Genomic DNA, 24,429 nt, shown 5'->3' with positions numbered 1-24,429 from the left:
ATGTTTCGATCAACATTAATTTATAAGTGCGTAAGTCAATTATTCACAGCTCCGCTATTTACCCAGGTATTTATTTTTTCAATACTACAATCATTCAGTTGTTCGCCACCCAAGGGCATAGGTTTATATCCGGGGCTGTGTGTTATTGTACCAATAAAGGTCCCGTTGCTTATTGTTATAATTAAATTATTATAGGTCTCAAGGTCAATTCCCGAACCAAAACTGTCGGCATTATTAACTGAATGGCAACTGTAACAATTTGCAGTAATAATTGGTTTAATAGTTTCAGAATAGCTTATGCTTTTGGTATCACAATTCCCGGATAGATCGTCCTCATACAACAACTCTTCGTTATTGTAAACACATCCTGAAAAATAAAATGACATAGACAATACGGTAATCAAATTGAAGACAGATTTCATAGTAGAAATTTTACATTTATAAAAAGCCCCTTTCGGGCACTGTTGGAAGTTTAGTCGGAGGAACTAATGAATCCTTACAGTATTATAAATCTTTTTCCAGCTCATTGTATTTAATGAACTTTATCAAAAATAATCGCATAAAAAAAGGCCATCTCCTATATTTGTCAATATAGAAAACAGCCTCTTTAATAGAAAAACCGTTAATTTTTTAAGGTAAAAAAGGATTAGGGCAGTGTTTATTCATACTTCTTCATAAACTCCATTGCCTTTTCTACCATAACTTTTGAGCCTACAAAAAACGGCACTCTTTGATGAAGTTCTGTTGGTTTTATGTCCATTATTCTTTGAAAACCATCTGTAGCAACTCCTCCCGATTGTTCGGCAAGAAATGCCATAGGGTTACACTCGTAAAGAAGTCTTAATTTCCCTTTTGGAGTCTTTGTACTCGTTGGGTAAATAAATATTCCTCCCTTAATCATATTCCTGTGAAAATCCGACACTAAGGAACCTATATACCTCGATGTATAAGGCCGGTCTTCTTTTTCTTCCTGACAATATTTAATGTAATCTTTTACCCCCTGCGGAAAGTGAACATAGTTTCCTTCGTTTATTGAGTAAATTTTACCGGATTCAGGTGTTTTCATACCCTGATGCGAAAGGTAGAAGGATCCTATTGAAGGATCGAAAGTAAAACCGTTTACACCGTGTCCGGTAGTATAAACCATCATGGTTGATGATCCGTATAAAACATACCCGGCTGCAACCTGTTCTCTTCCGGGCTGTAGAAAATCTTCCAAAGTAACAGGTGTTCCGGGTTCTGATATCCTACGGTAAATTGAGAATATCGACCCTACCGATACATTAACATCTATATTCGAAGAGCCATCGAGCGGATCCATCAAAACCACATACTTCGACTTAATATTATCTCCATTCTCAATTCTGATAAAATCATCGTTTTCCTCCGATGCAATACCACAAACTACTTCCCTATTTGTAAGTGCCTTAATAAATTTTTCGTTTGCAAAAACATCGAGCTTTTGCTGCTCTTCTCCCTGAATATTCTCATTGCCCTCGGCACCCAGAATATCAACAAGTCCGGCCTTATTTACTTCCCTGTTTACAACTTTAGCAGCTAACCGAATAGAGCTCAAAAGTCTTGAAAGTTCACCACTTGTGTACTTAAAGTGGGTTTGCGATTCGATAATAAATTCACCAATGGTTGAATTGTTACTCATAAAAAAATATTTTGTTGTTAGTTGTTGTGTTACAAATATCGTTAATTAAGCACTATTAAGCTCAAAACATCAGTGTATATCAATAACCTGTATACAGTTAGTATTTATGCGTTAAGTGTTTTAACAACACCAAAAAAAAGAAACTGTCAGCTTTCTGAATTGTAGTTAAAAATGGATTATTTTTGACTCGATTTTTTAAATATCGATTATCCATTAACGAAAATATATCAAATGAAAGTCTATAAATTTGGTGGAGCATCTGTAAAGGATTCTGAAGGAGTGATTAACCTGTCCGAAATAATTAGAAACGAAAACAACCTTATCGTTGTTGTTTCCGCCATGGGAAAAACCACTAAAGCTCTTGAGAAAGTAGTTGAGTTATATATCTCAAAGTCAGAAGACACTAATAATCACATTCATTCTATTTTTCAATATCACACAAGCATTTGTCATAATTTATTCGACACGGAAAATCACCCCGTTTTCAACACTATAAAGAGTCTTGAAAATGAACTATATACGTTTTTGGAACATAATAAATCACCAAAAAAATCATTTATATACGACCAGATAGTATACCTGGGAGAGATGCTGTCTTCAAGTATTATTAGTAATTACCTAAATCACATAGGTATAACTAACTCATGGCGCGATACAAGAAATATAATAAAAACAGACAGCAGCTACAGGGATGCAAAAGTTGACTGGAAAACAACCTTAGTGAAATCTAAAGAAGAAATTTCGTCGAACACCATCACGATTACACAAGGCTTTATTGCCTCCGATGAAAACAACTTCACTACTACATTAGGCCTTGAAGGATCTGATTATAGTGCTGCAATTCTGGCATACTGCATGAATGCCAACAGCGTAACGGTATGGAAAGACGTGGACGGAATATTGAATGCCGATCCCCGTTACTTTGAAAGTACCACACTGTTGAAACATATTTCTTTCCGTGAGGCTATTGAATTGTCATATTACGGAGCTTCCGTAATTCATCCAAAGACAATACAACCCTTACAGCACAAAGAAATACCTCTTTTCGTAAAAAGTTTTTTCGACAGTAAATCAGATGGTACAATTATTACAAAGGGAGCTCCAATGGAGCCAATGACTCCCTGCTATATAATCAAGCAAAATCAAATTCTACTGTCTATTTCTGCTTTGGACTTCTCATTTATTGTTGAAGAAAACATAAGTGAGATATTTGCATTAATCTCGGAATACAGACTCAAAATAAATTTGATCCAAAATTCTGCAATCAGCTTTACTTTATCGGTTGAAGACCCATTCAGTAAATTCGATTTATTTTTGAGCTCATTAAAAAGCAAATACAGGCTCAAATATAATACCGGTGTAAAACTCTATACTATTCGCCATTATAATGATGACAGTTTGTTGAAATTTGAAGAGGGAAAAACTATTCTGATGAAACAATTTAGTAGGGAAACAGCACAGTATATTATAAAATAGATCTCTATCATAATGATATAACCCTACGACAATCACATTTTCATTACATCAATATTTTACGCATTTAATTAGATATTATAAGCATTCAAAAATATTAGTCTCCGTACACTACATAGTAGACTTACTATGTAGCATAAATTATTATATTTGTCAGTTTTCAACTAATTTTTTATGTCGAATGGGGTTAATTAATATCGATGAAATTTCAAAAGCTATAAAACTGGACAAATTTGGTTTTGTGGGTAGAGGTATTGCTTATAGCTTGTTTAAGCTATTGAAACTCGACAAGATAGATGAGGTTTATATTAAAAATATACAATATAAAGATGTAGAATTTCTTGACAACCTGTTAAATGATTTTGGAATTAAGTTTGAAATTCATGAAGATGATCTCAAACGAATTCCGAATGACGGCGCATTTATTACAATTTCTAATCACCCGCTAGGTGCCTTAGACGGCATTTTACTACTAAAATTATTACTGGAAAAAAGAAGTGACTTCAAGGTAATGGGAAATTTTCTTTTACAGAAAATAGAACCCATGAAAGATATGGTGGTTCCCGTAAACCCGTTTGAGGAGCATAAGGACTCCAAGTCAAGTGTAAATGGAATTAAAGAGTCCATAATGCATATAAAAAGTGGTCATCCTTTGGGAATATTCCCGGCAGGTGAAGTTTCTACTTTCAAAAAAGAAGAAAAATCTATTTCTGACAAGGAATGGGAAGAAGGGGCTGTTAAACTAATTCAGAAACTTAAAGTACCGGTTGTTCCTATTTATTTCCACGCAAAGAACAGTAAATTGTTTTATTTCTTGTCTGCACTTAGTGGAACATTACGAACAGCAAAATTACCTTCTGAAGTATTAAGTCAGAAAACACGTTTGATAAAAGTTCGTATTGGGAAAGCCATAACTGTAAAAGAACAGGCAGAACACTCTAACATTGACAGCTTTAGCAATTTCCTGAGACAAAAAACATATATTCTTGCCAATACATTTAAAATACCAAAAAAGGAAAAATACATCCCTAAATTCTCTTTTCCAAAGACTCCAAAGAAGATAATAATACCAGTACCCCAAAATGATATTATTAATGAAGTTGACAATCTTAGAAAAGATGATAAGCGAATTATCGAAAGTAAGAATTATGAAGTCTTCTTAACTGATGCAAGAAATATTCCGAATATTATAACTGAGATAGGGAGATTACGCGAGATCACTTTTAGAGAGGTTGGAGAAGGTACAAATAACGAAATCGACTTGGACAAATACGATGAATACTATCATCATTTGTTTCTATGGGACTCTGAGAACCAGGTCATAGCAGGTGCCTATAGAATGGGGATGGGAATTGATATTTATAATAAGTACGGTATAGATGGTTTTTATATTAACGAACTTTTCCGTTTTGAACCTGAACTCTACAAGATGATGTCACAGTCTATAGAAATGGGACGTGCTTTTATTATTAAAGAATATCAGCAGAAACCAATGCCACTTTTCCTGCTTTGGAAAGCTATAGTAAATATGACCATTCGTTACCCCGAATACAAATACCTTATAGGAGGAGTAAGTATAAGTAATCAGTTTTCTAATTTCTCAAAATCACTGATGATAGAGTTTATGAAATCTCATTATTACGATCCTTTCATTGCTCAGTTTATAAGACCTAAGAAAGAATATAAGGTTAAATTAAAAGATGCAGATAAAGACTTTGTCTTCGATGCAAGTAAGGCCGATTTAAATAAATTCGACAAGATAATTGATGATATTGAACCGGGTAGTTTACGTCTTCCGGTATTGATGAAAAAGTACGTGAAACAGAATGCTAAAATTATCGCATTTAATGTTGATCCTAAATTCAACGATGCTATTGACGGCTTGATGTACATAGAAATAGCAAACCTTCCGGAGAGCACTGTTCGCCCGGTATTAGAAGAGTTCCAGGCTGAACTGGAAAAGAAAGCATCGGAAAAAGAAGATGTTATATAACAGCCTGAGTCCGGTAAGAAAATAATACTTTTTCGGTAAAAAGTTTAAGAGCTTAAACTGATAAGCAGTCGAATAACTGTGGATTACTGTAATTATTTCAATAAAAAACACTTCAATTTCGATCGAAATTGAAGTGTTTTTTTATAAATGATAATCCGCAATTATTTCAATTTCAAACTTTTTATTATTGCTTCCATCTCAAAAATATAATTTCTTTTCTTAGTCCCTGCAGCATATACAAATCCTTCAGCGGTAATGATACGCTTGTTAACTTCATCAAAAATTGTATAATTTATAAAAGGTCCTCCCATAAAATCACCTTCTACCATCCAAAGTCCACGTGTTTCTATTGCCACTTTATCATCGACTATTACATTTTTCATTATGGGCGCATATTCGGGACGTGATTCGGTTTGCATATATGAACCATCTATGGCTCCTCCTACGTATTTCCTGGCAATAGAATCTCTTATGGCCACAATACTTTGTCCTGATAAATCCAGATCTGAATTAAGAGGAGTAATATAAAGCATGAAGTTTAATGTAGGATAATGTTTCCCTTCCTTAATGTCGCTTCTATACCACCAGAAATTATCAGCAACCTCCACTTTTGAATAACTTTTGGGAAGTATCAGTGAAATACCCTTTTCCTCAATATTAGGTATATCATAGTGGGCAATTCTTTTAAAGCGTTGTTGAACACTTTTAATATCCTGTTTATGGAACGAATCTACCAGTTCTTCTTTATACTTTCTTAAAGCTTTTATTAATGTTTCTTCATTGTTTGCCGACAATTTTTCAATTATTTGCGGTTGGGCATACACTTTACTGTTAATGCTTAAACTTGCTTTATCACTTTCTTTTAGCTCAACAATTATTATGTTCCTGGCAGCTTTAAATACACTATTGAAGTCAGATGGAGCAACGTGTGCTACACGATAAAGTGGTTCCGGTTGTGGCAGTCCGTCAATCTCCTGTCCAAATATAGATCTAACTTCATTTCCAACCTTACCTTTCCACAGGTCGTGCTTCATAACAACCACCATCTCATTTATCTTACCACTTGATGATGGTAAAATTCTATCTTCTTTTTTATCACCTTCAGAAGAATCACTACAGGATGATAAAAGAAATAATGCAATTACAGCAAATAATAATTTTCGTATATTCATTTTCTATGTATTATCAATAATAACAATTGTATCAAATATCAGACCAAAATTAAACTATAGCCGACAAACTTCAAAGATATTGATTCAGACTATAAAATTAAGAATGAAAAAACCACTAATTCAGAATCACTATTGATGATTAAGGAACTAGTGGCATACTTTTTATTTCTATATATTTCAGACCTTCTTAATAATAGAATCTATACTTTGTAAATTGTATTAACCTTTTTTGGCAATCTTTAACTTCATGCCTGGTTTCAATCCTTTCGAATTCCTAATACCATTCCACGACTGTATATTTTTAGCACTTACTCCGGGGTATTTTCTTGCTATCATCCACAGGTTATCTCCCGATTTTACGGTATATAGCTCATAACCATTTTTTAAGTCGAGTTTCTTTCCAGAGCCAACTGACTTTTTACTGCCTTTCGAAGATGAAGCAACCGGAGCATTAAAATTTCGAGGGTAAATTGTAAGTCTTTGTCCTACTCCAATGTTGTTACTTCTCAGTCTGTTCCATCGCTTTATATCTTTTACACTTACACTGTACCTCTTAGCAATTGAGCCTAAGAAATCGCCTCTTCTAACACGATATCTTATCATATCGTTGGCCTCATAGTATTTAGGCATTTTCTGCACTTGCTTCTCATTCTCTCTGGCAGCAAAGGCATATATGGAGTCTTCTTTACTTACAAAATCATCCATCTTAGAAACCGGCAACACAAGCTTATACTGTTTATTTGCAATATGAGGGATAATTTTGTTTTTATAGGCCGGGTTCAAGAACTCCAACTCAGAAGCAGGCATGTTAATCTGTGTTGAAACCTGATCAAGAGTAATTTTTTCTTTTACTACAATAGTGTCTGTCTGATAATATGACACTTTTGGTGTTACAACTTTTAAATTGTGCTCAGCCCCATAATACATAACATAGTTCACTGCTATAAAAGCCGGCACATAACCACGTGTTTCACGAGGCAGGTAAGGACGAATATACCAGTAATTTCTATAGCCCCCTGAACGCCTGATAGCTTTCTTTACATTTCCCGGTCCTGAATTATAAGCAGCTAAAACCAAATTCCAGTCGCCAAACATTTTGTACAAATTGCTCATCAGTTTAGCAGCAGCTTCTGTAGATCTCAAAGGATCATACCTTTCATCAACATATGAACTTACTTTCAGTCCGTACATCTTACCCGTACCGTACATAAACTGCCATAAACCACTTGCTCCAACACGTGACTTAGCCCGTGGATTAAGTGCAGATTCAACTATGGCAAGGTGTTTTAACTCTAAAGGAATATTGTACTTATCCAAAACTTCTTCAAACATCGGATAATAATACTCAGCCAGTCCCATCATCCTCTCCATCTGTGAGGATCGCTTGTATAAGTATGTGTTGATGTAGTTTTTAACAACAGGATTATAATCCAAATCCAAAGGAGTCATAGTATTCAGATCTTTCAATCTGTTTTTAATAATGCTGTCATCTACATGTATCACCCTCGTTTTATGATTTTTTCCTCCGTTGTCAGCTTTAAAAATCCCTGCCTGATAAAGCTGGTTCATCCAGGTACTGTCAACCGCTGATATATATTCATCATTGTTGAGTCCCTTCAGTAATAAAGCTTCATCCTTTTCCCAAATAGAATCAGACAGAGAATTATCTTTATAAAAGTTACCTCCAAGTTCTGTTAAATCAGCAGATACTGTATCCTCTAAAACCTGAACAGCTTCAACTTTTTTATTTTCCGTATTAGATGACCTATTATGGGCAACAGGTTCAGGGTTCTTTAAAGTAGAGCAAGAACCTAAAGCCAATAGAGCCAATACAGAATATTTTCTGATCAATTTATAATTAAACCTTTCCTTCTTCACGGTAATTTCTTCAATTGTTAATAATTATATGCTTCATTAGATAGTAAATTATATACAGCTACTCCAATGACAAATCATAACTGTACTCATGAATATTTCATCTAAATATTTTCCGAAATTGCTGGCAAAAGTATGAATAATGAATGAGTTACACCAAATAACGGACTATGTTAAAACTCAATGATCATCATATTTATCAAATTATTAAGAATACTATTAGTATTAAACTTAAACACATTCTTTATCTCAATAAAGAACGTTTATTATTAAAGAATTCGTATAACAATATTCAACAACACGAAAAACTTATCATTTTTCATAAATTTGCATATATATATTTACATTCCATACCTAAACTAAATCCTAGTTCATGGAATAGTTTCGAATGATAACCTAACAACGGATTTAACAACTATACGCTATGTTGAGAAAACTATCAGATTTAGAAAAAATTATCTCTAAGCAAAAATCAAAAAAGAAATTAGTACTATGTGCAGCAGGTGATGAGCACTCAATTGAAGCAGCCCTTGAAGCTCATAAAAGAAATTTTGTTAAAACGATCTTAGTAGGCAATAAGAAACAAATAGTCAAAATATCCGAAAAACTCAATTTATATATAGAAGGTGTTGAAATCATAAATGAAAATTCTCTTGAAGATATGGTGAAAACATCTGTGAAAATGATCCACGATGGACATGCAGATATTTTAATGAAAGGTCATTTATCTACTGCATTAATGCTCAAAGGTGTACTAAACAAAGATTGGGGATTAAGAAATAAACCTCTATTATCGCATTTTGCTATTTTTGATATCCCACAATATCATAAACTTCTCGCCATAACTGATGTGGCAATGAATATAGCACCCGATCTTCAAGGCAAGATCGGTATAATAAATAATGCTGTTGACTTTTTCCAAAAATTGAATGTAGCAAAACCCAAAATAGCCGCTCTTGCCGCCGTTGAGATGGTAAACGAGAAAATGCAGGCCACTCTCGATGCAGCCTTATTATCTATTATGGAACGCCGCGGCCAGATTAGAAACTGTATCATTGATGGCCCCTTAGCTTTTGATAATGCTATTAGTTTTGAAAGCAAGGAGAATAAGGGTATCTCCGGGCCTGTTGCAGGTGATGCAGATATTTTATTAGTTCCGGATATTGAAGCAGGTAATGTACTTTATAAATCATTTGTGTTTTTTGCTAATGCAAAAGTTGCATCGGTTGTTGTTGGAGCTTCTGCTCCAATTGTATTAACCTCGAGAGCCGACAATGAAGACACCAAATTAAACAGTATAATGCTTGCTGCCGCAAGTTTTGACTTATAAAACAGAAATCATGAACTTTAAAAAGATATTAGTAATAAACCCCGGTTCCACATCTACTAAAATTGCAATTTACGAAGGTGAAAAACCGGTTTTTCTAAAAAATCTCCATCACGAAAATGAAGATCTTGAAAAATTATCAACTATTGACGATCAGTTCTCTTTCAGAAAAAATATCATAATAGACGAGATCGACAAAGCCGGTTTTTCAATTAACTCAATAGATTTAGTGGTTTCAAGGGGAGGCCTTTTAAGACCGATAGAATCGGGCATATATAAAGTGAATGAAAAAATGATTCACGATTTAAAGACTTCCAAAAGACAGCATGCGTCAAACTTAGGTGCATTAATTGCTAATGAAATAACTAAATTAAAACCGGGATTAGAAGCCTATATTGCAGACCCTGTGGTTGTTGACGAGCTTCAGGATATTGCCAGATATTCCGGTCATCCAAACTTTAAACGGATTTCAGTTTTTCACGCTTTAAACCAAAAAGCTATTGCCAGATCTTATGCCCGATCGCTGGGAGAAGATTATGAAAATTTAAACCTGATAATTATCCATATGGGAGGCGGTATTTCAGTTGGGGCTCATAAAAAAGGAAAGGTTATTGATGTTAATCAGGCACTTGACGGTGAAGGACCGTTCTCGCCGGAACGCTCAGGAACACTTCCAATCGGAGATGTTGTTAAAGCGGCATTTAGCGGCGAATACACCCAAAACGATATGATGAAAATGATTGTAGGCAGAGGAGGAATGACTGCTTATATGGGCACAAACGATGCATATAAAATTGAACTTGAAGCTTTAAAAGGAAATAAAGAAGCTGAAATGGTTTATAAAGCTATGGCATATCAGGTCGCGAAGGAGATTGGAGCAATGGCAACAGTTCTAAAAGGAAAAATAGACGGAATAATATTAACCGGTGGACTGGCAAAAAGTGACTATCTGAATAACTATATTAAAAATCAGATATCATTCTTAGGAAAAGTAACCGTATTCCCGGGTGAAGATGAAATGCGTTCTTTAGCACTAAATGGCAACCTTTTATTAAATGGAGAGATAGAGAATAAAGAATATTAGCCTCATAATATCCGCAAAATACTGTGACCGATCTTTTTGTTATACTCATCTACCAAAAAGGTCGGTCTTTTTTCATATATTTATACTAACAGCCTGACACCTTGTAATTTAACTCGTATTCACGAACAAATACCAGAATGTTTATGTTAAAGTATAAATTACTTCTTGTTTTAATTTTTGCTTTCCGGATTGCGTACACTCAGGATACAATTTCTCCTAAAGATTCTATAATTGCCGAGGAAGTAGAAGAGAAAACAGAGGATCTTTACGAAGAACTGGAAGCATTTCCTGTAGTTATAGAAAATGATACTATTTTCGATATTTATGAAAAAGGAGACTCAGAATCACTTTCTGAACAGGCAGAAGTATGTGCAGGAAGAATTTCGGGGATTCTCGACAGGGACTTTTACTATAGGGATTCAATTGCAATTGTAGATAGCACAGACTACGTAATAATAAATTATTCAGGCGAAACAATAGTTGAATTTAGCGACAAGACTGTAGAGCTTTTTGATAAAGATGTTGCTAATATAGGCGAGTATTACGCCAACAGACTTGGCGACTATCTCGATGGAAGAGGGCCTAAAGTATTAAAAGAAAAAATATACAGGGTTCTTACTTATATCGCTATTTATCTGGTAAGTTTAATATTGCTAATGTTCCTGTATAAGCAAATTAAGAAATGGTTTATTAATCATGATACAATCATCTATAAAATAACCCGAAAATTAAAAATTTATGGTCTTCAGGAAGAAGATAAAGAAAAGGCCTCCCATCATTTCTTTAAGATAATCAAATGGTTTTACTGGACAATAATTGCACTATTTACATATATGGTACTACCCATGGCGTTTAGTGTATTTTATTTCACTAAGGAAATTGGAGACCAAATGTTTGGATATATACTCGATCCTTTCTTTAACTTCATAGATGGCTTCATTAACTATATTCCAACAATTATTGAGATTATAGTAATTGTTGTAATATTCAAGGGGATTATTAAGTTGATAAGCTATATTTTCACAGAGATCGAAGATGGCAATATCAGGATTGAGGGGTTCTATACTGAATGGGCAAAGACAACAGGAAATATTATCAAGGTTTTTCTATATGCATTTTTATTAGCAATTGTATTTCCATTGTTGCCGGGGGCAGAATCCGATTCATTTAAGGGAGTTTCAATGTTTATAGGCTTAGTATTATCATTAGGATCAACATCTCTTATAGCTAATGCACTTAGTGGTATTATAATGACATATATGCGGCCTTTTAAGGTTGGAGACAGAATCGAAGCCGATACAGTTACAGGTATTGTAGTACAGAGAAATCTTCTGGTTACAAGAGTCAGAACTCAAAAGAATGTAATAGTCACAATTCCTAATTCTAAAATTCTATCCAGTCATAGTGAAAATTACACTACTGCTGCTGAAAGATCGAATCTAATTATACATACATCTGTAACTATAGGCTACGATGTTGACTGGAGACAAGTACATAAATTACTAAAAGATGCAGCTAAGAAAACTAATGGACTAATAGAAACTATGGGAAAAGAACCCTTTGTACTCCAAAGCAGCCTCGATGATTATTATGTCGCATACGAGCTTAATGCCTACACAGCAATGGCAGATAAATACCCCGTAATTCTATCAGATTTACACCAAAATATTCTGGATGAATTTAATATGGCAGGTGTAGAAATAATGTCGCCACACTATAGGGCAAACAGATCGGGAGAAGATATCACCATACCTGATAATATGGAGGAAGTAATCGATAGTCCCGATGCGGATGACACTCCTATAGAAGAAAAAGATTATCATGAACTCGATATTAATGAGAGAATAAATTTAAGAGCACAGGAAGAAGAGAAAAACAAAGATGAAGATGAAAATGATAAATAGAAGATCAAAAAAATAGCATATCGAAACGTTATTTACATCTATTTCCATAAATTTGCCCTTCTTAAAAATTAAACACAAATGGCAAGAATACTAACGGGAGTTCAAAGTACCGGTGTTCCTCATCTTGGGAACCTATTGGGGGCTATTGAACCTGCAATCGCAATGGCAAATGATCCTAAAAACGAATCATTTTTGTTCATTGCCGATTTGCACTCTCTAACCCAAATAAAGGATAAGGAGGAATTAAGCGAAAACACTTATGGAGTTGCCGCAGCCTGGCTTGCCATGGGCTTAAATACAGAACATACAGTTTTTTACCGTCAGAGCGATGTGCCTGAAACCACAGAGCTGTCATGGTACCTGAGTTGCTATTTCCCATATCAGCGATTAACATTAGCACATTCATTTAAAGATAAAGCAGACAGACTTTCTGATGTAAATTCAGGATTGTTTTCTTATCCTATGCTAATGGCTGCAGATATATTGCTTTACGATGCAAACTTTGTACCTGTTGGTAAAGATCAGCTACAACATTTGGAAATGACCCGTGATGTTGCCTCTAGATTTAACCACCTTATGGGTGACACATTTGTAATTCCGGATGCTAAAATCAGTGAAGAATCAAAATATGTTCCAGGTACCGATGGAAGCAAGATGAGCAAATCAAAAAATAACCTGATCAACATTTTCTTACCTAAGAAACAGTTAAAGAAACAGGTTATGGGAATACAAACAGACAGTACTCCGCTCGAAGATCCGAAAAACCCTGATACCTGCAATGTATTTGCTATATACTCCCTTTTGGCTGACAATGATCAGATTGAAGAGATGAAAGCTAATTACAAAGGAGGTAATTACGGTTACGGACACGCAAAAACAGCTTTACTAAACCTGATTTTGGAAAAATATGCCGAACCAAGAGAAAAGTTTGATTATTTTATGAATAATAAACAGGAATTGGATTCTATTTTGGAGAATGGTGCTATCAAAGCACGTGCTATTAGCTCCGACGTGATGAGAAGAGTAAGAACTAAGATAGGGTTTAAATAAAAAAGCCCTGCAAATAATATTATAGGCCGTGAAACTTAAAAGTTTCGCGGTCTATTGTTTTACAACAAATTACAGGTATTACCATTTAACCTGTTTTCCCAAATTCTGGAATATTTCATATTGATTTTTGTAGTAGATTTACTCTATGCAAAATTTCATCCGTAAATACACATCTAAATTCAGGAAAGGAAGATACTTACATGGTATTGAAGGAACTTTGGGAATGCTTGCATCATTCTTTACCACCTTACAATTTGCAAACACTAATGAAGCACTAATATCGGCTCTTACGGCTCTTTTCTTATTCATTGAACACAGAGGATTCAGTTTCAAACGAAGAATAGCCCAATCGTTAGGAATTGTTGGTATCCAAATTATAGTTTTAGTAATAATTGCTGTATTCTTTAATGAGTATTACATTCTTGCAATCCCCTTTAACTTTATTTTATTCTTTTCCCTAAACTATTACAACTATTTCGAAACACCTAATGCAATAGCTTTATTACCTATTCAATTTCTTTATCTGATATCATTAACAACACCTGTTGCTATTGAAGATGTAGTTTATAGAATACTGGCAATATTAGTGGGAATTATTTTTACAGCTATAGGCTTACTGCTTCTGTGGCCGACTAAAACACATAAGACGATTGAAAAAAGTATTAGTAGCTATCTGGGTTATACAAGACAAATTCTGGAAAGCAATATAACTGATTATAAAGAAAGTTCAAGCTTTTTCAAAGAAGAGCAAAACCAACGATTTGCTGCCATAATGGATTCTTTATACGGGTTGAAATACGGAAATGTATTCTCTACTACCAAGGGTAAGTTTTTGTTTAAGCTGGCTATTAACACACAAATATTAAACGATTCTCTACACAAATTAAAAAAATCACCCGACCTGGATTTATATAAGAATAATGACGGGGTATTTTGTGATTTAACAGAAAGGTGGCGTATTAAATTTATTGAATTAATAAAGCTTTTGGAAGATGCTGTTCTGGAAGACAAGCACTCCTTACTTTATCTTGAAGAAAAGTATTCTGAGTTCGATGAATTGACAAAACTGATTACTGATTGGGCTAAGGAAAATAAATCTGATAAACTTAGGTTGAGGTTTAATGAGATATACTATTTAACAAATACACTGTTAGACTTTTCAAAACGACTTGTTTTATACAGACATAAGTCGGAGGCTATATCAGAAAATAAATTCGATGTTCTGTTCAGATTCGACAACCTGAAACATAACTTATTAAAAAGCCTTAGTTTCAAGCAGCCTTCTGTACGTTTTGCTTTCCATATAAGTTTGATGCTAACAGTAAGTTTGTTCCTGGTAGCCTATTTCGATATTTTTGAAGGTTTTTGGGTTCCTATGACAATCCTGCTTATACTAAAACCAAATCACGGTGGAACAAAGAAACAAACCCTGAAGCGTATCGGAGGAACCATTGTCGGATTGATTATTTCATTTATACTGATAAATTATACTCCTTCTGATATTAATGTCCCGGCAATTATTTTCGCAGTATTTATGTCGGTATCATTAATAAAAGTTGAATACGGCTTAGCAGTTGTTTTCATTACAATGGCCGTAGTTCTCTTTATGGTTTTTGACTATGATTCCAATGAAATATTCGTCACGAGACTTACCCTAACCATAGGAACTGCTGCTATAGTATTTATCTCAAATTATTTTGTACTGCCAAATTGGAGTAAATTTGAAATCAGAGATAAGATGATTGAAGCCCTGAATAATGATTTAACTGCTTTAAGATCTATATTAGATAAAGCCGATAGTATGAGTATTAATAAGGACGAAGTGAGGTTGAGTTTGCTTAACTCCTATCAAAGTAGAAGACAAATAAACGAACTCTATACAATTATGAAGGCAGAACCAAAATCTCAAAGATTAAATGCAACCGTAGGAAAACAGTTTTTGGTAGCTCACGAAAGATTTGGACAGAATTACAGCAGATTTATTTATACGGTATTAACAAAAAAAGCAAACCTGAAACTACCATACAATTACATCAAAAGCACATATGTTTCGTCAATAAAAAACATAATCAGCAATCTGACAACCAGAAACAACAGAAGTGAAAAAACTCATGATTCGCTACATAAACTCTACGCCTTTTTCATAGATTTTGAACTCACTCAATCATTAAGTGATGAACAAAAGTTAATGGTCGATGATCTAAAAAAAACAACCAAACGTTTAATGGAATTAAATAACCTGTCAGAAAACGAGGCTTTAATCTTTGTCAGTTAGACAATTAAACCGTTAAAAGTTCACAATAATACCTTTCTTTTTTATATGGGGGATATCCCTTAAGGCCCTATCGTTTATCATATTTGTTTTAAATACGAACTTCTTGTCATATAGCTTATTATCTTCGAAGAAAGTAATCCAGAATTCATTGTTAAGTTCTAAAGCATCAGCATAAATAAGCTCTATTTTAGCATACGACTTAGGCTCAATCTCCTTCATACCGTGGCGCATCATTGATGTTTTTACATCTTTACCGTCTTTTTTGCCGTAGCCCTTAGATACAACTAAAACATTCTCAATCAACTTATCAGTATCATTGATAACATAAGCTACCCAATCGTTCCATTCAAATTCGCTGTTCCACTCCTGAACAACAGCAACGTAAACTCCTTCAACCTTTGGGATCTCTATATCTTTTTTCATACTCGTTCCATAAAATAATGTTTGGGTATTTGATGATAAACAACAAAGCTCAAACACAAAATTAGTTTCTACCTCAACTTTATATTTCTAAAATATGAATAAACTCCTCCTGCTCCAATTACCACAATTCCTGCATATAACACATAACGCATAATAATAAGATCTGATTTCATATCGCCAACCCAACCAACAATCGATAATATCAGCCCAATCAGCATTGCCATGTTCGCAATTTTCTTTACAACTTTGCGTTCATTTTCTTTCCAGGCTTTTCTATAGGTCTCATTATCGGGTTTACACTCCAATAATTTATTGAAAGCATCGCGAGCCCTGTAAAAATTTCCTGTTGTATAATGTGAATAAGCAAGATAATACTGGAAAAACTCCAAAAGATTCTGCTTATTATCAGAGTGCTTATATTTTCTAATCTTAGGTTCTATCTTCTTTAAATGGGCTTCCGCATCTTTATAACGTCCGGTCCTGATAAGCGCAACAGCATATTTAATTATCGACAACTTAAATGCAAATAAACCAACATATTCATCTTCTTCCGAAAACCAGGATTCTATTTCGTCCTGTTTTTCCTCATATAATTTAATATGATATGCGTAGTCATTCTCATCTGTATAGAATTCCTTTTTTAAGGAAGATAAATATTCTTTGTCCATATTTTTTTACCAATACACTTAAAGCTTATCTGTTTATCAATTATTATAACAGAAACGAATAAGCTTTTATTTTAAATCCGCTTTAAATTGCTCCAGAAAACGAACATCATTCTCAAAGAAATGACGAATATCTCCAATTTGATAAAGCAACATAGCTATACGCTCTATTCCCATACCGAAAGCATAACCACTGTATTTCTCAGGATCAATATTTGCATTTTTCAACACATTAGGATCAACCATACCACATCCCATGATCTCTAACCAACCGGTTCCTTTTGTTATACGGTAATCAGTTTCTGTTTCCAGTCCCCAATAAATATCTACCTCGGCGCTTGGCTCTGTAAATGGAAAATAAGAAGGACGTAATCTAATCTTAGACTTTCCAAACAACTCTTTTGCAAAATACATCAAGGTTTGCTTAAGATCGGCAAACGATACATTTTCATCAATATACAGTCCTTCTACCTGATGGAAAATACAGTGAGCTCTCGCTGAAATAGCTTCATTACGAAATACACGTCCCGGAGATATAGTACGGATAGGAGGCTTATGATCTTCCATGTAGCGAACCTGTACAGATGATGTGTGAGTACGCAACAACTCGTCAGGATTTGTTTGCACAAAGAAAGTATCCTGCATATCACGTGCCGGGTGGTATTCAGGTAAGTTTAATGCTGTAAAATTATGCCAGTCATCCTCAATTTCAGGACCTTCAGAAACTGTAAATCCAATTCTGTTAAAGATCTCCACAATTCTGTTTCTTACAATAGATATTGGATGACGAGATCCTAGATTTAATGGCTGTGCCGGACGAGTTAAATCACCAAAAACACTTTTTGCGTCCTCAGTAGCCTCCAAAGCCTCTTTTGCAGAATTAACTTTCTCCTCAGTCTTACTTTTAAGCTCATTCAGTAACTGGCCAAACTCTTTTTTTGATGAGGGCTCAACATTTTTGAATTCCTTAAACAGGTCATTCATTACTCCCTTTTTCCCAAGGAACTTTATTCTGAATTCTTCAACCTGTGATACTTCCTTTGCCTCGAACGCTTCAACTTCAGCTATTAACTCTTTTACTCTTCCTAACATTAGTCCTAATTTAAATATTTTTTGGTCAAAAGTATTTTTTGATAATGGATCAATATATTATCAACCGATTCACCTTATATTCTTCTTACCTTTTTTCTCTCGCTCAATTACCAAATATTTTTTTCAAAATAAAAAACACTTGCTCTTTTTAATAAATTATACTGTTCTTCGCCTGAGAAATCGTCCATTGCCTTTACCTGTTTATAGTGGCTCCAACCATCGGGGTCTTTTACAGTAAACTCAAAATACCCAAAAGGCTCAAGCAACTTACAGGTTGCCATATGCATTAGTTCGACCTTCTCTTCTCTTTCAAACTTAGTTTGTCCATTACCTAATTCCTGAACACCTACCAGATAAAGAATTGTTTCAACATCAACATTCTCACCTTCAACAAATTTATCGGAGAAAAACTTTTTCACTTTCTCCCACTTTTCGTTTAACTGATCTTCTGAACCCCCAACAGACATAATTTATTCTAAATAATTAATTTGCAAAATTAAGATAATGTTTAATTTGCAAAGAATTTAATTTGATTTTTATTACTATGGAATACAATTATTTGGATATAATTATCGGAGCTATTCTAATTTACGGCCTAATCAGGGGAATAATGAAAGGATTGATCGTTGAAATAGCATCTTTACTTGCGATTATTTTAGGAGCCTGGGGTGCTATTCATTTTTCTGATCTTATTGGTAATTTTCTTGGAGATAAATTCGATTGGGATGAAAAATACCTTTCGCTTGTTGCATTTACACTAACTTTCGTGATTATTGTTATTGTGGTTTCTATTCTGGGTAAAGTTCTGACAGGTTTTGCTTCTATTATAGCACTAGGTTGGTTGAACAGACTGTTAGGAGGAGTTTTTGGACTTGCTAAAACGGCATTTATAGTTAGTGTTTTATTAAATATACTTCTTCAGATAAATAGTAAATTAGAGTTTATTGAGCCAAAAACGTTAAAAGAATCGCTTTTATATGAAGATGTCTCTATGATTGCTCCATCAATTTTACCGATGATTATGGATATAGAAATTCAGGAATGGTGGGATAAAGCCTATGAGAAAGTAGAAGACAAAATAATTGAAAATATATAAGTAATTTTGTCATTCATATATTTAGAAGGATATAGGTGCTTTATTACTGCCGTAATATTAATATTATAAAAAAAGAAAAATCGTGAAATCATATACAATCAATGAAATCAATGACATCCTAAAAGGTGAATTAATTGGTGGAACAGATAAATTAATTGATGCTCCGGAACAGTTGGAGAAGGCAAAAAGTAATCATATTACTATTGTTGGAAATAGAAAATATGTAAAACTATGGGATTCATCTGAAGCATGTGCTGCAATTGTAGACGAAAAATTAAAGGTTGAACCCGGAGATAACCGCGCTTTGATAAAGGTAAGAAATGCGGATTTGGCAATGGCTAAAGTATTAGAGCTGTTTGCTCCTGCGCCTCCTGTTTTTGAAGAAGAAATTCACCCTACTGCAACAATACACGAATCTGCAAAACTTGGCAAAGGATGTAAAATTGGCGCAGGATGTTACATAGGAAAAGATGTTGTACTAGGAAATGCTGTAGTTCTGTATCCTAATGTTACAATACTGGATGAAACAACAGTTGGAGATGCCACTGTTTTTTGGTCAGGAACGATAATCAGAGAACGTACAGAGATTGGGGCTCTATGTATTTTTCAAAACAATGTCAGTATAGGAGCAGATGGTTTTGGATATCGTCCGGCTGAAGATGGCAGAGGCCTTGTGAAAATTCCACAGATTGGAAATGTAGTTATAGGTAATGCGGTTGAAATCGGAGCTAATTCATGTGTTGACCGCGGTAAGTTTAGTTCTACCATAATCGGTGATGGCTGTAAAATAGATAATCTGGTGCAAATAGGTCATAATTCTGTTATGGGCCGTGCATGTATTATGGCAGGTCATAGTGGACTTGCGGGTTCTGTCACCCTTGGTGATGGTGTTATAATTGGAGGTAGTGCATCAATCAAAGATCACACTACAATTGGTTCGGGAGCAACAGTTGGTGCCGGGTCGGGTGTTGTTGGTGATGTTGAAGCCGGTAAAACAGTTTTAGGATATCCTGCTCTTGACTCCAGAGAAACTCTGAAACAATGGGTGGCTCTTCGTAAATTAGGACGGGGGAAAAGTTTGTAATCAAACAAAAAAATAATAGAGCTAATCTCTCAAATGTTTTAAAACGTATTTTTTGAGATATTAGCTTTATGCTTATACTTTTAAATTCAAGTGATGGTCTAATGTTTTTCTGCACTATCAGAACGTCTACAATCCTGAGAAAGAGACTATATTTTCGATTATTCTTCCGATAACCAATATCAAATATTATTAAACCCTACTTGTCTATAGTGTTGATTTTCAGTAACTTGTACCGGTATTAACCGTTGATAAATAATTAACACTATGAGATCTTCAAAAATTATTACTCTGGCCTTGATAACTATGTTATTGTTCGCCTGTGAAAAAAACGAAGTTTTTAAAAATGACTCTCCTGAAAAAGATGGTATTTCACTAAAAAAAGCTTCAACCAACAATTCCTTCTTAGTTATCTCTAAGACTAATAAATTACCGAACAACTTAAAGAAAGCTATAGCTACTGCAAATGGTTCGGTAATAAACACTATTTCTGAGCTTGGAATAGCTGCAGTTGAATCAAATGATCCGCATTTTAAAGCAAAAGCAGCTAAAATAAAAGGAATAGGAGCTGTTGTTCCTAATTTAAAGTCTCAATATCTCGATCCTGATGAAAAAAAGGAAAGCATTGAGGTAGATTTTGCTAATCCGCCTGTTAGTGGTGATGATGACTTTTTATTTGACTTGCAATGGGGGCATGATGCTGTTGACGCACCCGAAGCATGGGAAGCAGGTTATAGAGGTAATGGTGTATTAGTAGGAGTACTTGATACCGGATTTGATCTTGAACATCCTGATTTAGCACCAAACATTTCTGGTTTAAGTATGGATTTTACCGGACAAGGTTTACAGTACACTTTACCTGATGTATTTAGCCATGGAACGCATACAGCAGGCACAATAGCCGCTGCAGATAATGCTTTTGGAACAATTGGTATTGCACCGGAAGCAGAATTAGTTTTGATTAAAGTACTTAATGATGAAGGTTCTGGCTATTTGTTTGATATACTTAATGGTATAATGTATGCTGCATTAGTAGATGTAGATGTTATTAACATGAGTATTGGTTCATCATTTGAGAAGAGCGGAAATGTTGATGATGGTTATACCGCTCGTGATGCTGCATGGTATAAGAATATTTATGGTCGGGCTATAACTTTTGCATATCAAAGAGGAACTACCGTTATTACATCTGCCGGTAATGCAGCTACTGATTATGATCACAGTGCCGATTTAATGCATTTACCTTCGGGTGCTGCACATGCACTTTCAATATCAGCCACTGCACCTGTAGGGTGGGCAGCTGATCCTTCAACCAACCTTGATGTTTTTGCTGGATATTCTAATTATGGTCAGTCTGCCATCGACTTTGCTGCTCCAGGTGGTAACTGGGATTACTGGTATGAAGTGGGTTATGCCCCTTGTACAGTTATAGGAATAACACGTTATTGCTTTGTTTTTGACTATGTATTCAGTACTGGTGGTAATGGTGGTTGGTATTGGTCAGTCGGAACAAGTATGGCTGCGCCACATGCTACCGGAGTTGCTGCTCTAATTATTGGTAAAAATGGAGGTTCAATGGAACCTGGTGAGGTTAAAGAAGCCTTAAAAGCCTCAGCCGATGATCTTGGGAAACCCGGTAATGATGACTTTTATGGTCAAGGCCGTGTCAATGCTTTTAGAGCTGTGACAGAATAACATATATAATAGTAAGTAAAAGCAAAAAAACCTCATCGAAAGAACAAACTTTCAATGAGGTTTTTATATTATAATGAAGAATAATTATTTTTCCTCTTTATCTTCAATTTTATCCTGATCTTTCTCGTCATCTTTAGTAGCTTTCTTAAATTCTTTAATTCCGCCACCAAGACCTTTCATAAGCTCAGGGATTTTCTTTCCTCCGAATAACAGTAAAACTACAGCGGCTATTAAGATCCATTCATAGCCTCCCATAAAACCTGCTTGTTGAAGCTGTACTGGGTTTAATATATTTATCATAATACTTTATTTTCTTTTTATAATATACAAAGGTAAAAATGTTTTAATACGAAATGTATTCAAAGTATATTTTTTACATGAGAAAATCTTTTCTCTTAATAGAACAATCTAAAAGTAACCGTCACTCCAACCGCTATATAGCGGAATGAATATATCGATAATTTTCTCCACACAAACACCTATGAATTTACTTTAAGCATAATACAAAATTCTAAAACCTGGCCGGCATTGCAGGTGGTCTATAGCTATTCATCATCATTTGCTGTTGCATTTGCATTTGCAAATGCATATTATTAAAATTATTAAAGTAGTTAACCGGTGTACGGTAGAATCTATTTGTGCTAAAGACTATTGGAATAACTACTTCCAAAAACTGCTTTGTTTTATCCTTTTTGTAGGCCTTAAATTTATGTCGATACTCCGAGGTAGGAAGAAGTTTTTCTTTTACAAAGCCATCTACCAACTTATCTATTTCGGGATGAATGCCATTTAAGGCTTTACACTCAACAGGGTAACCTTTTTTATCAATTACAAGAGACAACAGTATTACTCCCTGAGCATCTACACTTAAGGCTTTGTTATACTTCTTGTCTAACATATATATATTCAATTTTTTTTGCAATGATTTAATTTTAAAATTGTATGCCGGGTCTGTCAACTGGAATACCTTATCCCCGTTACTCAATCGATAGGAGGTAACTAATTCTTTGTTATAGTATTCTCTATTGTAAACATAATTATCAAAATCATCAACTACTATCTGACTTGTATTACTATTACCTTTCTCAATAAGGTTATCCCCAATAGAATCTGCTACGGAAATGTATTTTATATCAAAATTTACTTTAGAAGAATTAGGGTTAAACCTTTTTTGATAACCATAGTGGCGCTTTAGCCCTCCCTTCTTGTCCAATATCCGAACCTCTTTAGCTTTATTATTTTTATATCTAATTATTTGCCTGATTTTACCATCCGAAAAATAGGAAGTAAATTCTCCATCTTTGGTGTTAGGATAAAACGACGAATAGTTTGCCGTGTATAATTTTATGGAATCATTATAATAATCGAGAGTCCAAATTGAATCATTATAACTTGTTATCCTTGCCGTATACTGCGCTTTCTCACTGTTATTTATTTCCTGCCAATATTTATCATAGCATATTAACTCTGAATTTTGGTATTTATAATAATATTCAGCAATCTTAATCATCGACAACATATCTTTACTGGTATAACTACCCGAAGTTATCTTTTCCTCTAAATAGGGAATATGACCAAAATATTTTAATGCACGTTCTTTGAATATATTATTATCTTGAAAATTCACCCAAACAGTACCACCCTTTTCTTTTACTAAAAAGGTTTCTATTATTGGTGGTCTCATAGCATATGCTTGCCCCAAACCGGATGTAAAATGATAATGCTTGGCAAAAGTAAAATCATTAAATTCTGTGATATATTTAACAAATTCGGGCTCCGTTTTTATCTTATTTTTATAATAAAAATTCGAAACAACAAAAAATGAATCTACTCCAATAACAAAACTTTCGATTTCACTAGGTTTTATTTTATCTCTGGAATCTAAATCATATTTTTTAAAGTATATCTTATCGTTTTCAAATTTTATCAATCCTTCTTTTTTTTGCTCAAAACTATCGTAATAATAACCAACTTCATAAGAATCAGAACGGTGTATAACTGTCAAATTCTTTTTTGGAGAATATGATAAAGGATCGAAGTAGCCATTAAACGGCACGCCATTTATGTCGAACTTTAACCCTACCTGTACTTGCGAATAAACCAGATTAACTGTTGCAAATAGAATAATAGAAAACACTATTTTAATCTCTCTCATTATATTATTAAAATTGATTTTGGGATTTTTAAGAATACTGTGATTTACTAATTTGACTTTAAATAAATACCGCGAATATAATCATACTCCTATTAAATGGTATCTAGTATTAGGAAGACCCCCCTAACATTTTATAAAACGTACCAGCTTGACTATGCATTTTGCCAAGTAAGCTAGTATTTATACACCTAGCAGGAGCACTACTTATTTTACAGATCGTTGCTTTTACAAATTATCCTCAATAAAATTAGTCATTTTAGTATACAAATGTAGCCTTGTATTACCTCCACTAATTCCGTGATCTTTATCAGGGTAAATAAACAATTCGAATTGCTTATTTGCCTCTATTAATGCCTCTACCATGCGCATTGTATTCTGATAATGAACATTATCATCAGAAGATCCGTGA

General features: G+C 34.2%; 21 protein-coding genes. 10 read left to right on the top strand and 11 right to left on the bottom strand.

From position 1 onward, the window contains the following. Positions 1 to 35: 35 nt before the first annotated feature. Together ABFR62_04180 and fbp are read right to left on the bottom strand one after the other, a co-directional pair. Positions 36 to 422, bottom strand: a complete 387-nt coding sequence (locus ABFR62_04180) for a hypothetical protein (protein MEN8137610.1) — start codon at positions 420 to 422, stop codon at positions 36 to 38. Positions 423 to 658: 236 nt separating this feature from the next. Next, on the bottom strand, positions 659 to 1,660 hold the full coding sequence (gene fbp, locus ABFR62_04175) for a class 1 fructose-bisphosphatase (GenBank protein MEN8137609.1): 1,002 nt from the start codon (positions 1,658 to 1,660) through the stop codon (positions 659 to 661). A 231-nt stretch (positions 1,661 to 1,891) separates the two neighbouring features. Between fbp and ABFR62_04170 the strand changes: the two genes are divergently transcribed. Then, positions 1,892 to 3,136 carry an aspartate kinase gene (locus ABFR62_04170; protein MEN8137608.1) on the top strand — a complete coding sequence of 415 codons (1,245 nt, stop codon included), beginning with the start codon at positions 1,892 to 1,894 and terminating at the stop codon, positions 3,134 to 3,136. 178 nt (positions 3,137 to 3,314) lie between these two features. Next, on the top strand, positions 3,315 to 5,126 hold the full coding sequence (locus tag ABFR62_04165; GenBank protein MEN8137607.1) for a GNAT family N-acyltransferase: 1,812 nt from the start codon (positions 3,315 to 3,317) through the stop codon (positions 5,124 to 5,126). Between the two features lie 161 nt (positions 5,127 to 5,287). Here ABFR62_04165 and ABFR62_04160 read toward each other — a convergent pair whose 3' ends face one another. Together ABFR62_04160 and ABFR62_04155 are read right to left on the bottom strand one after the other, a co-directional pair. Beyond that, a complete protein-coding gene (locus ABFR62_04160) occupies positions 5,288 to 6,298 on the bottom strand; it encodes a DUF4837 family protein (GenBank protein ID MEN8137606.1) in 1,011 nt (336 codons plus the stop codon). 219 nt (positions 6,299 to 6,517) lie between these two features. Beyond that, a complete protein-coding gene (locus ABFR62_04155; GenBank protein ID MEN8137605.1) occupies positions 6,518 to 8,176 on the bottom strand; it encodes a LysM peptidoglycan-binding domain-containing protein in 1,659 nt (552 codons plus the stop codon). Between the two features lie 421 nt (positions 8,177 to 8,597). On the opposite strand from ABFR62_04155, the gene ABFR62_04150 reads away from it, so the two are divergent. The 5 genes from ABFR62_04150 (at position 8,598) to ABFR62_04130 (ending at position 15,813) form a co-directional block, all read left to right on the top strand. Next, a complete protein-coding gene (locus ABFR62_04150) occupies positions 8,598 to 9,503 on the top strand; it encodes a bifunctional enoyl-CoA hydratase/phosphate acetyltransferase (GenBank protein ID MEN8137604.1) in 906 nt (301 codons plus the stop codon). Between the two features lie 10 nt (positions 9,504 to 9,513). After that, positions 9,514 to 10,584: a butyrate kinase gene (gene buk / locus ABFR62_04145; protein ID MEN8137603.1), complete on the top strand. Its 1,071-nt coding sequence runs from the start codon at positions 9,514 to 9,516 to the stop codon at positions 10,582 to 10,584. Between the two features lie 143 nt (positions 10,585 to 10,727). Beyond that, positions 10,728 to 12,488, top strand: a complete 1,761-nt coding sequence (locus ABFR62_04140) for a mechanosensitive ion channel domain-containing protein (protein ID MEN8137602.1) — start codon at positions 10,728 to 10,730, stop codon at positions 12,486 to 12,488. Between the two features lie 78 nt (positions 12,489 to 12,566). Beyond that, positions 12,567 to 13,538, top strand: coding sequence for a tryptophan--tRNA ligase (trpS, locus tag ABFR62_04135; protein MEN8137601.1), 972 nt, complete (start codon positions 12,567 to 12,569; stop codon positions 13,536 to 13,538). Between the two features lie 145 nt (positions 13,539 to 13,683). After that, on the top strand, positions 13,684 to 15,813 hold the full coding sequence (locus ABFR62_04130) for an FUSC family protein (GenBank protein MEN8137600.1): 2,130 nt from the start codon (positions 13,684 to 13,686) through the stop codon (positions 15,811 to 15,813). 12 nt (positions 15,814 to 15,825) lie between these two features. Here the strand turns inward: ABFR62_04130 and ABFR62_04125 are convergent, their stop codons facing one another. The 4 genes from ABFR62_04125 to ABFR62_04110 all read right to left on the bottom strand — a co-directional run bounded on the left by ABFR62_04125 (position 15,826) and on the right by ABFR62_04110 (position 18,460). Further along, positions 15,826 to 16,236: a hypothetical protein gene (locus ABFR62_04125; protein MEN8137599.1), complete on the bottom strand. Its 411-nt coding sequence runs from the start codon at positions 16,234 to 16,236 to the stop codon at positions 15,826 to 15,828. Positions 16,237 to 16,304: 68 nt separating this feature from the next. Continuing rightward, positions 16,305 to 16,904, bottom strand: a complete 600-nt coding sequence (locus ABFR62_04120) for a hypothetical protein (protein MEN8137598.1) — start codon at positions 16,902 to 16,904, stop codon at positions 16,305 to 16,307. 66 nt (positions 16,905 to 16,970) lie between these two features. Next, positions 16,971 to 17,993, bottom strand: coding sequence for a phenylalanine--tRNA ligase subunit alpha (pheS, locus tag ABFR62_04115; GenBank protein MEN8137597.1), 1,023 nt, complete (start codon positions 17,991 to 17,993; stop codon positions 16,971 to 16,973). 107 nt (positions 17,994 to 18,100) lie between these two features. Next, positions 18,101 to 18,460 carry a hypothetical protein gene (locus tag ABFR62_04110; protein MEN8137596.1) on the bottom strand — a complete coding sequence of 120 codons (360 nt, stop codon included), beginning with the start codon at positions 18,458 to 18,460 and terminating at the stop codon, positions 18,101 to 18,103. Between the two features lie 77 nt (positions 18,461 to 18,537). Here ABFR62_04110 and ABFR62_04105 point away from each other — a divergent pair, with 77 nt between their 5' ends. From ABFR62_04105 to ABFR62_04095, 3 genes are all read left to right on the top strand, one after another. Continuing rightward, positions 18,538 to 19,089, top strand: coding sequence for a CvpA family protein (locus ABFR62_04105; protein ID MEN8137595.1), 552 nt, complete (start codon positions 18,538 to 18,540; stop codon positions 19,087 to 19,089). 82 nt (positions 19,090 to 19,171) lie between these two features. Continuing rightward, complete coding sequence (gene lpxD, locus ABFR62_04100) at positions 19,172 to 20,173, top strand: UDP-3-O-(3-hydroxymyristoyl)glucosamine N-acyltransferase (protein MEN8137594.1); 1,002 nt, start codon at positions 19,172 to 19,174, stop codon at positions 20,171 to 20,173. A 264-nt stretch (positions 20,174 to 20,437) separates the two neighbouring features. Then, entirely contained in the window at positions 20,438 to 21,865 is a 1,428-nt protein-coding gene (locus tag ABFR62_04095) for a S8 family serine peptidase (GenBank protein ID MEN8137593.1), read from the top strand. Between the two features lie 84 nt (positions 21,866 to 21,949). On the opposite strand, the gene ABFR62_04090 is transcribed toward ABFR62_04095, so the two are convergent. From ABFR62_04090 to ABFR62_04080, 3 genes are all read right to left on the bottom strand, one after another. Beyond that, positions 21,950 to 22,165 carry a twin-arginine translocase TatA/TatE family subunit gene (locus tag ABFR62_04090; protein ID MEN8137592.1) on the bottom strand — a complete coding sequence of 72 codons (216 nt, stop codon included), beginning with the start codon at positions 22,163 to 22,165 and terminating at the stop codon, positions 21,950 to 21,952. A gap of 211 nt (positions 22,166 to 22,376) precedes the next feature. After that, positions 22,377 to 24,020 (bottom strand): hypothetical protein, encoded by a 1,644-nt coding sequence (locus tag ABFR62_04085; protein MEN8137591.1) that lies wholly within the window; start codon positions 24,018 to 24,020, stop codon positions 22,377 to 22,379. A 225-nt stretch (positions 24,021 to 24,245) separates the two neighbouring features. After that, a partial coding sequence (locus ABFR62_04080; protein ID MEN8137590.1) for a prolyl oligopeptidase family serine peptidase occupies positions 24,246 to 24,429 on the bottom strand: 184 nt, incomplete at its 5' end.

The organism is Bacteroidota bacterium (assembly GCA_039714315.1).
Classification (GTDB): domain Bacteria; phylum Bacteroidota; class Bacteroidia; order Flavobacteriales; family JADGDT01; genus JADGDT01.
Note: the sequence above shows the minus strand (reverse complement) of the source record. Positions and strands in the feature narration are given on the sequence as shown.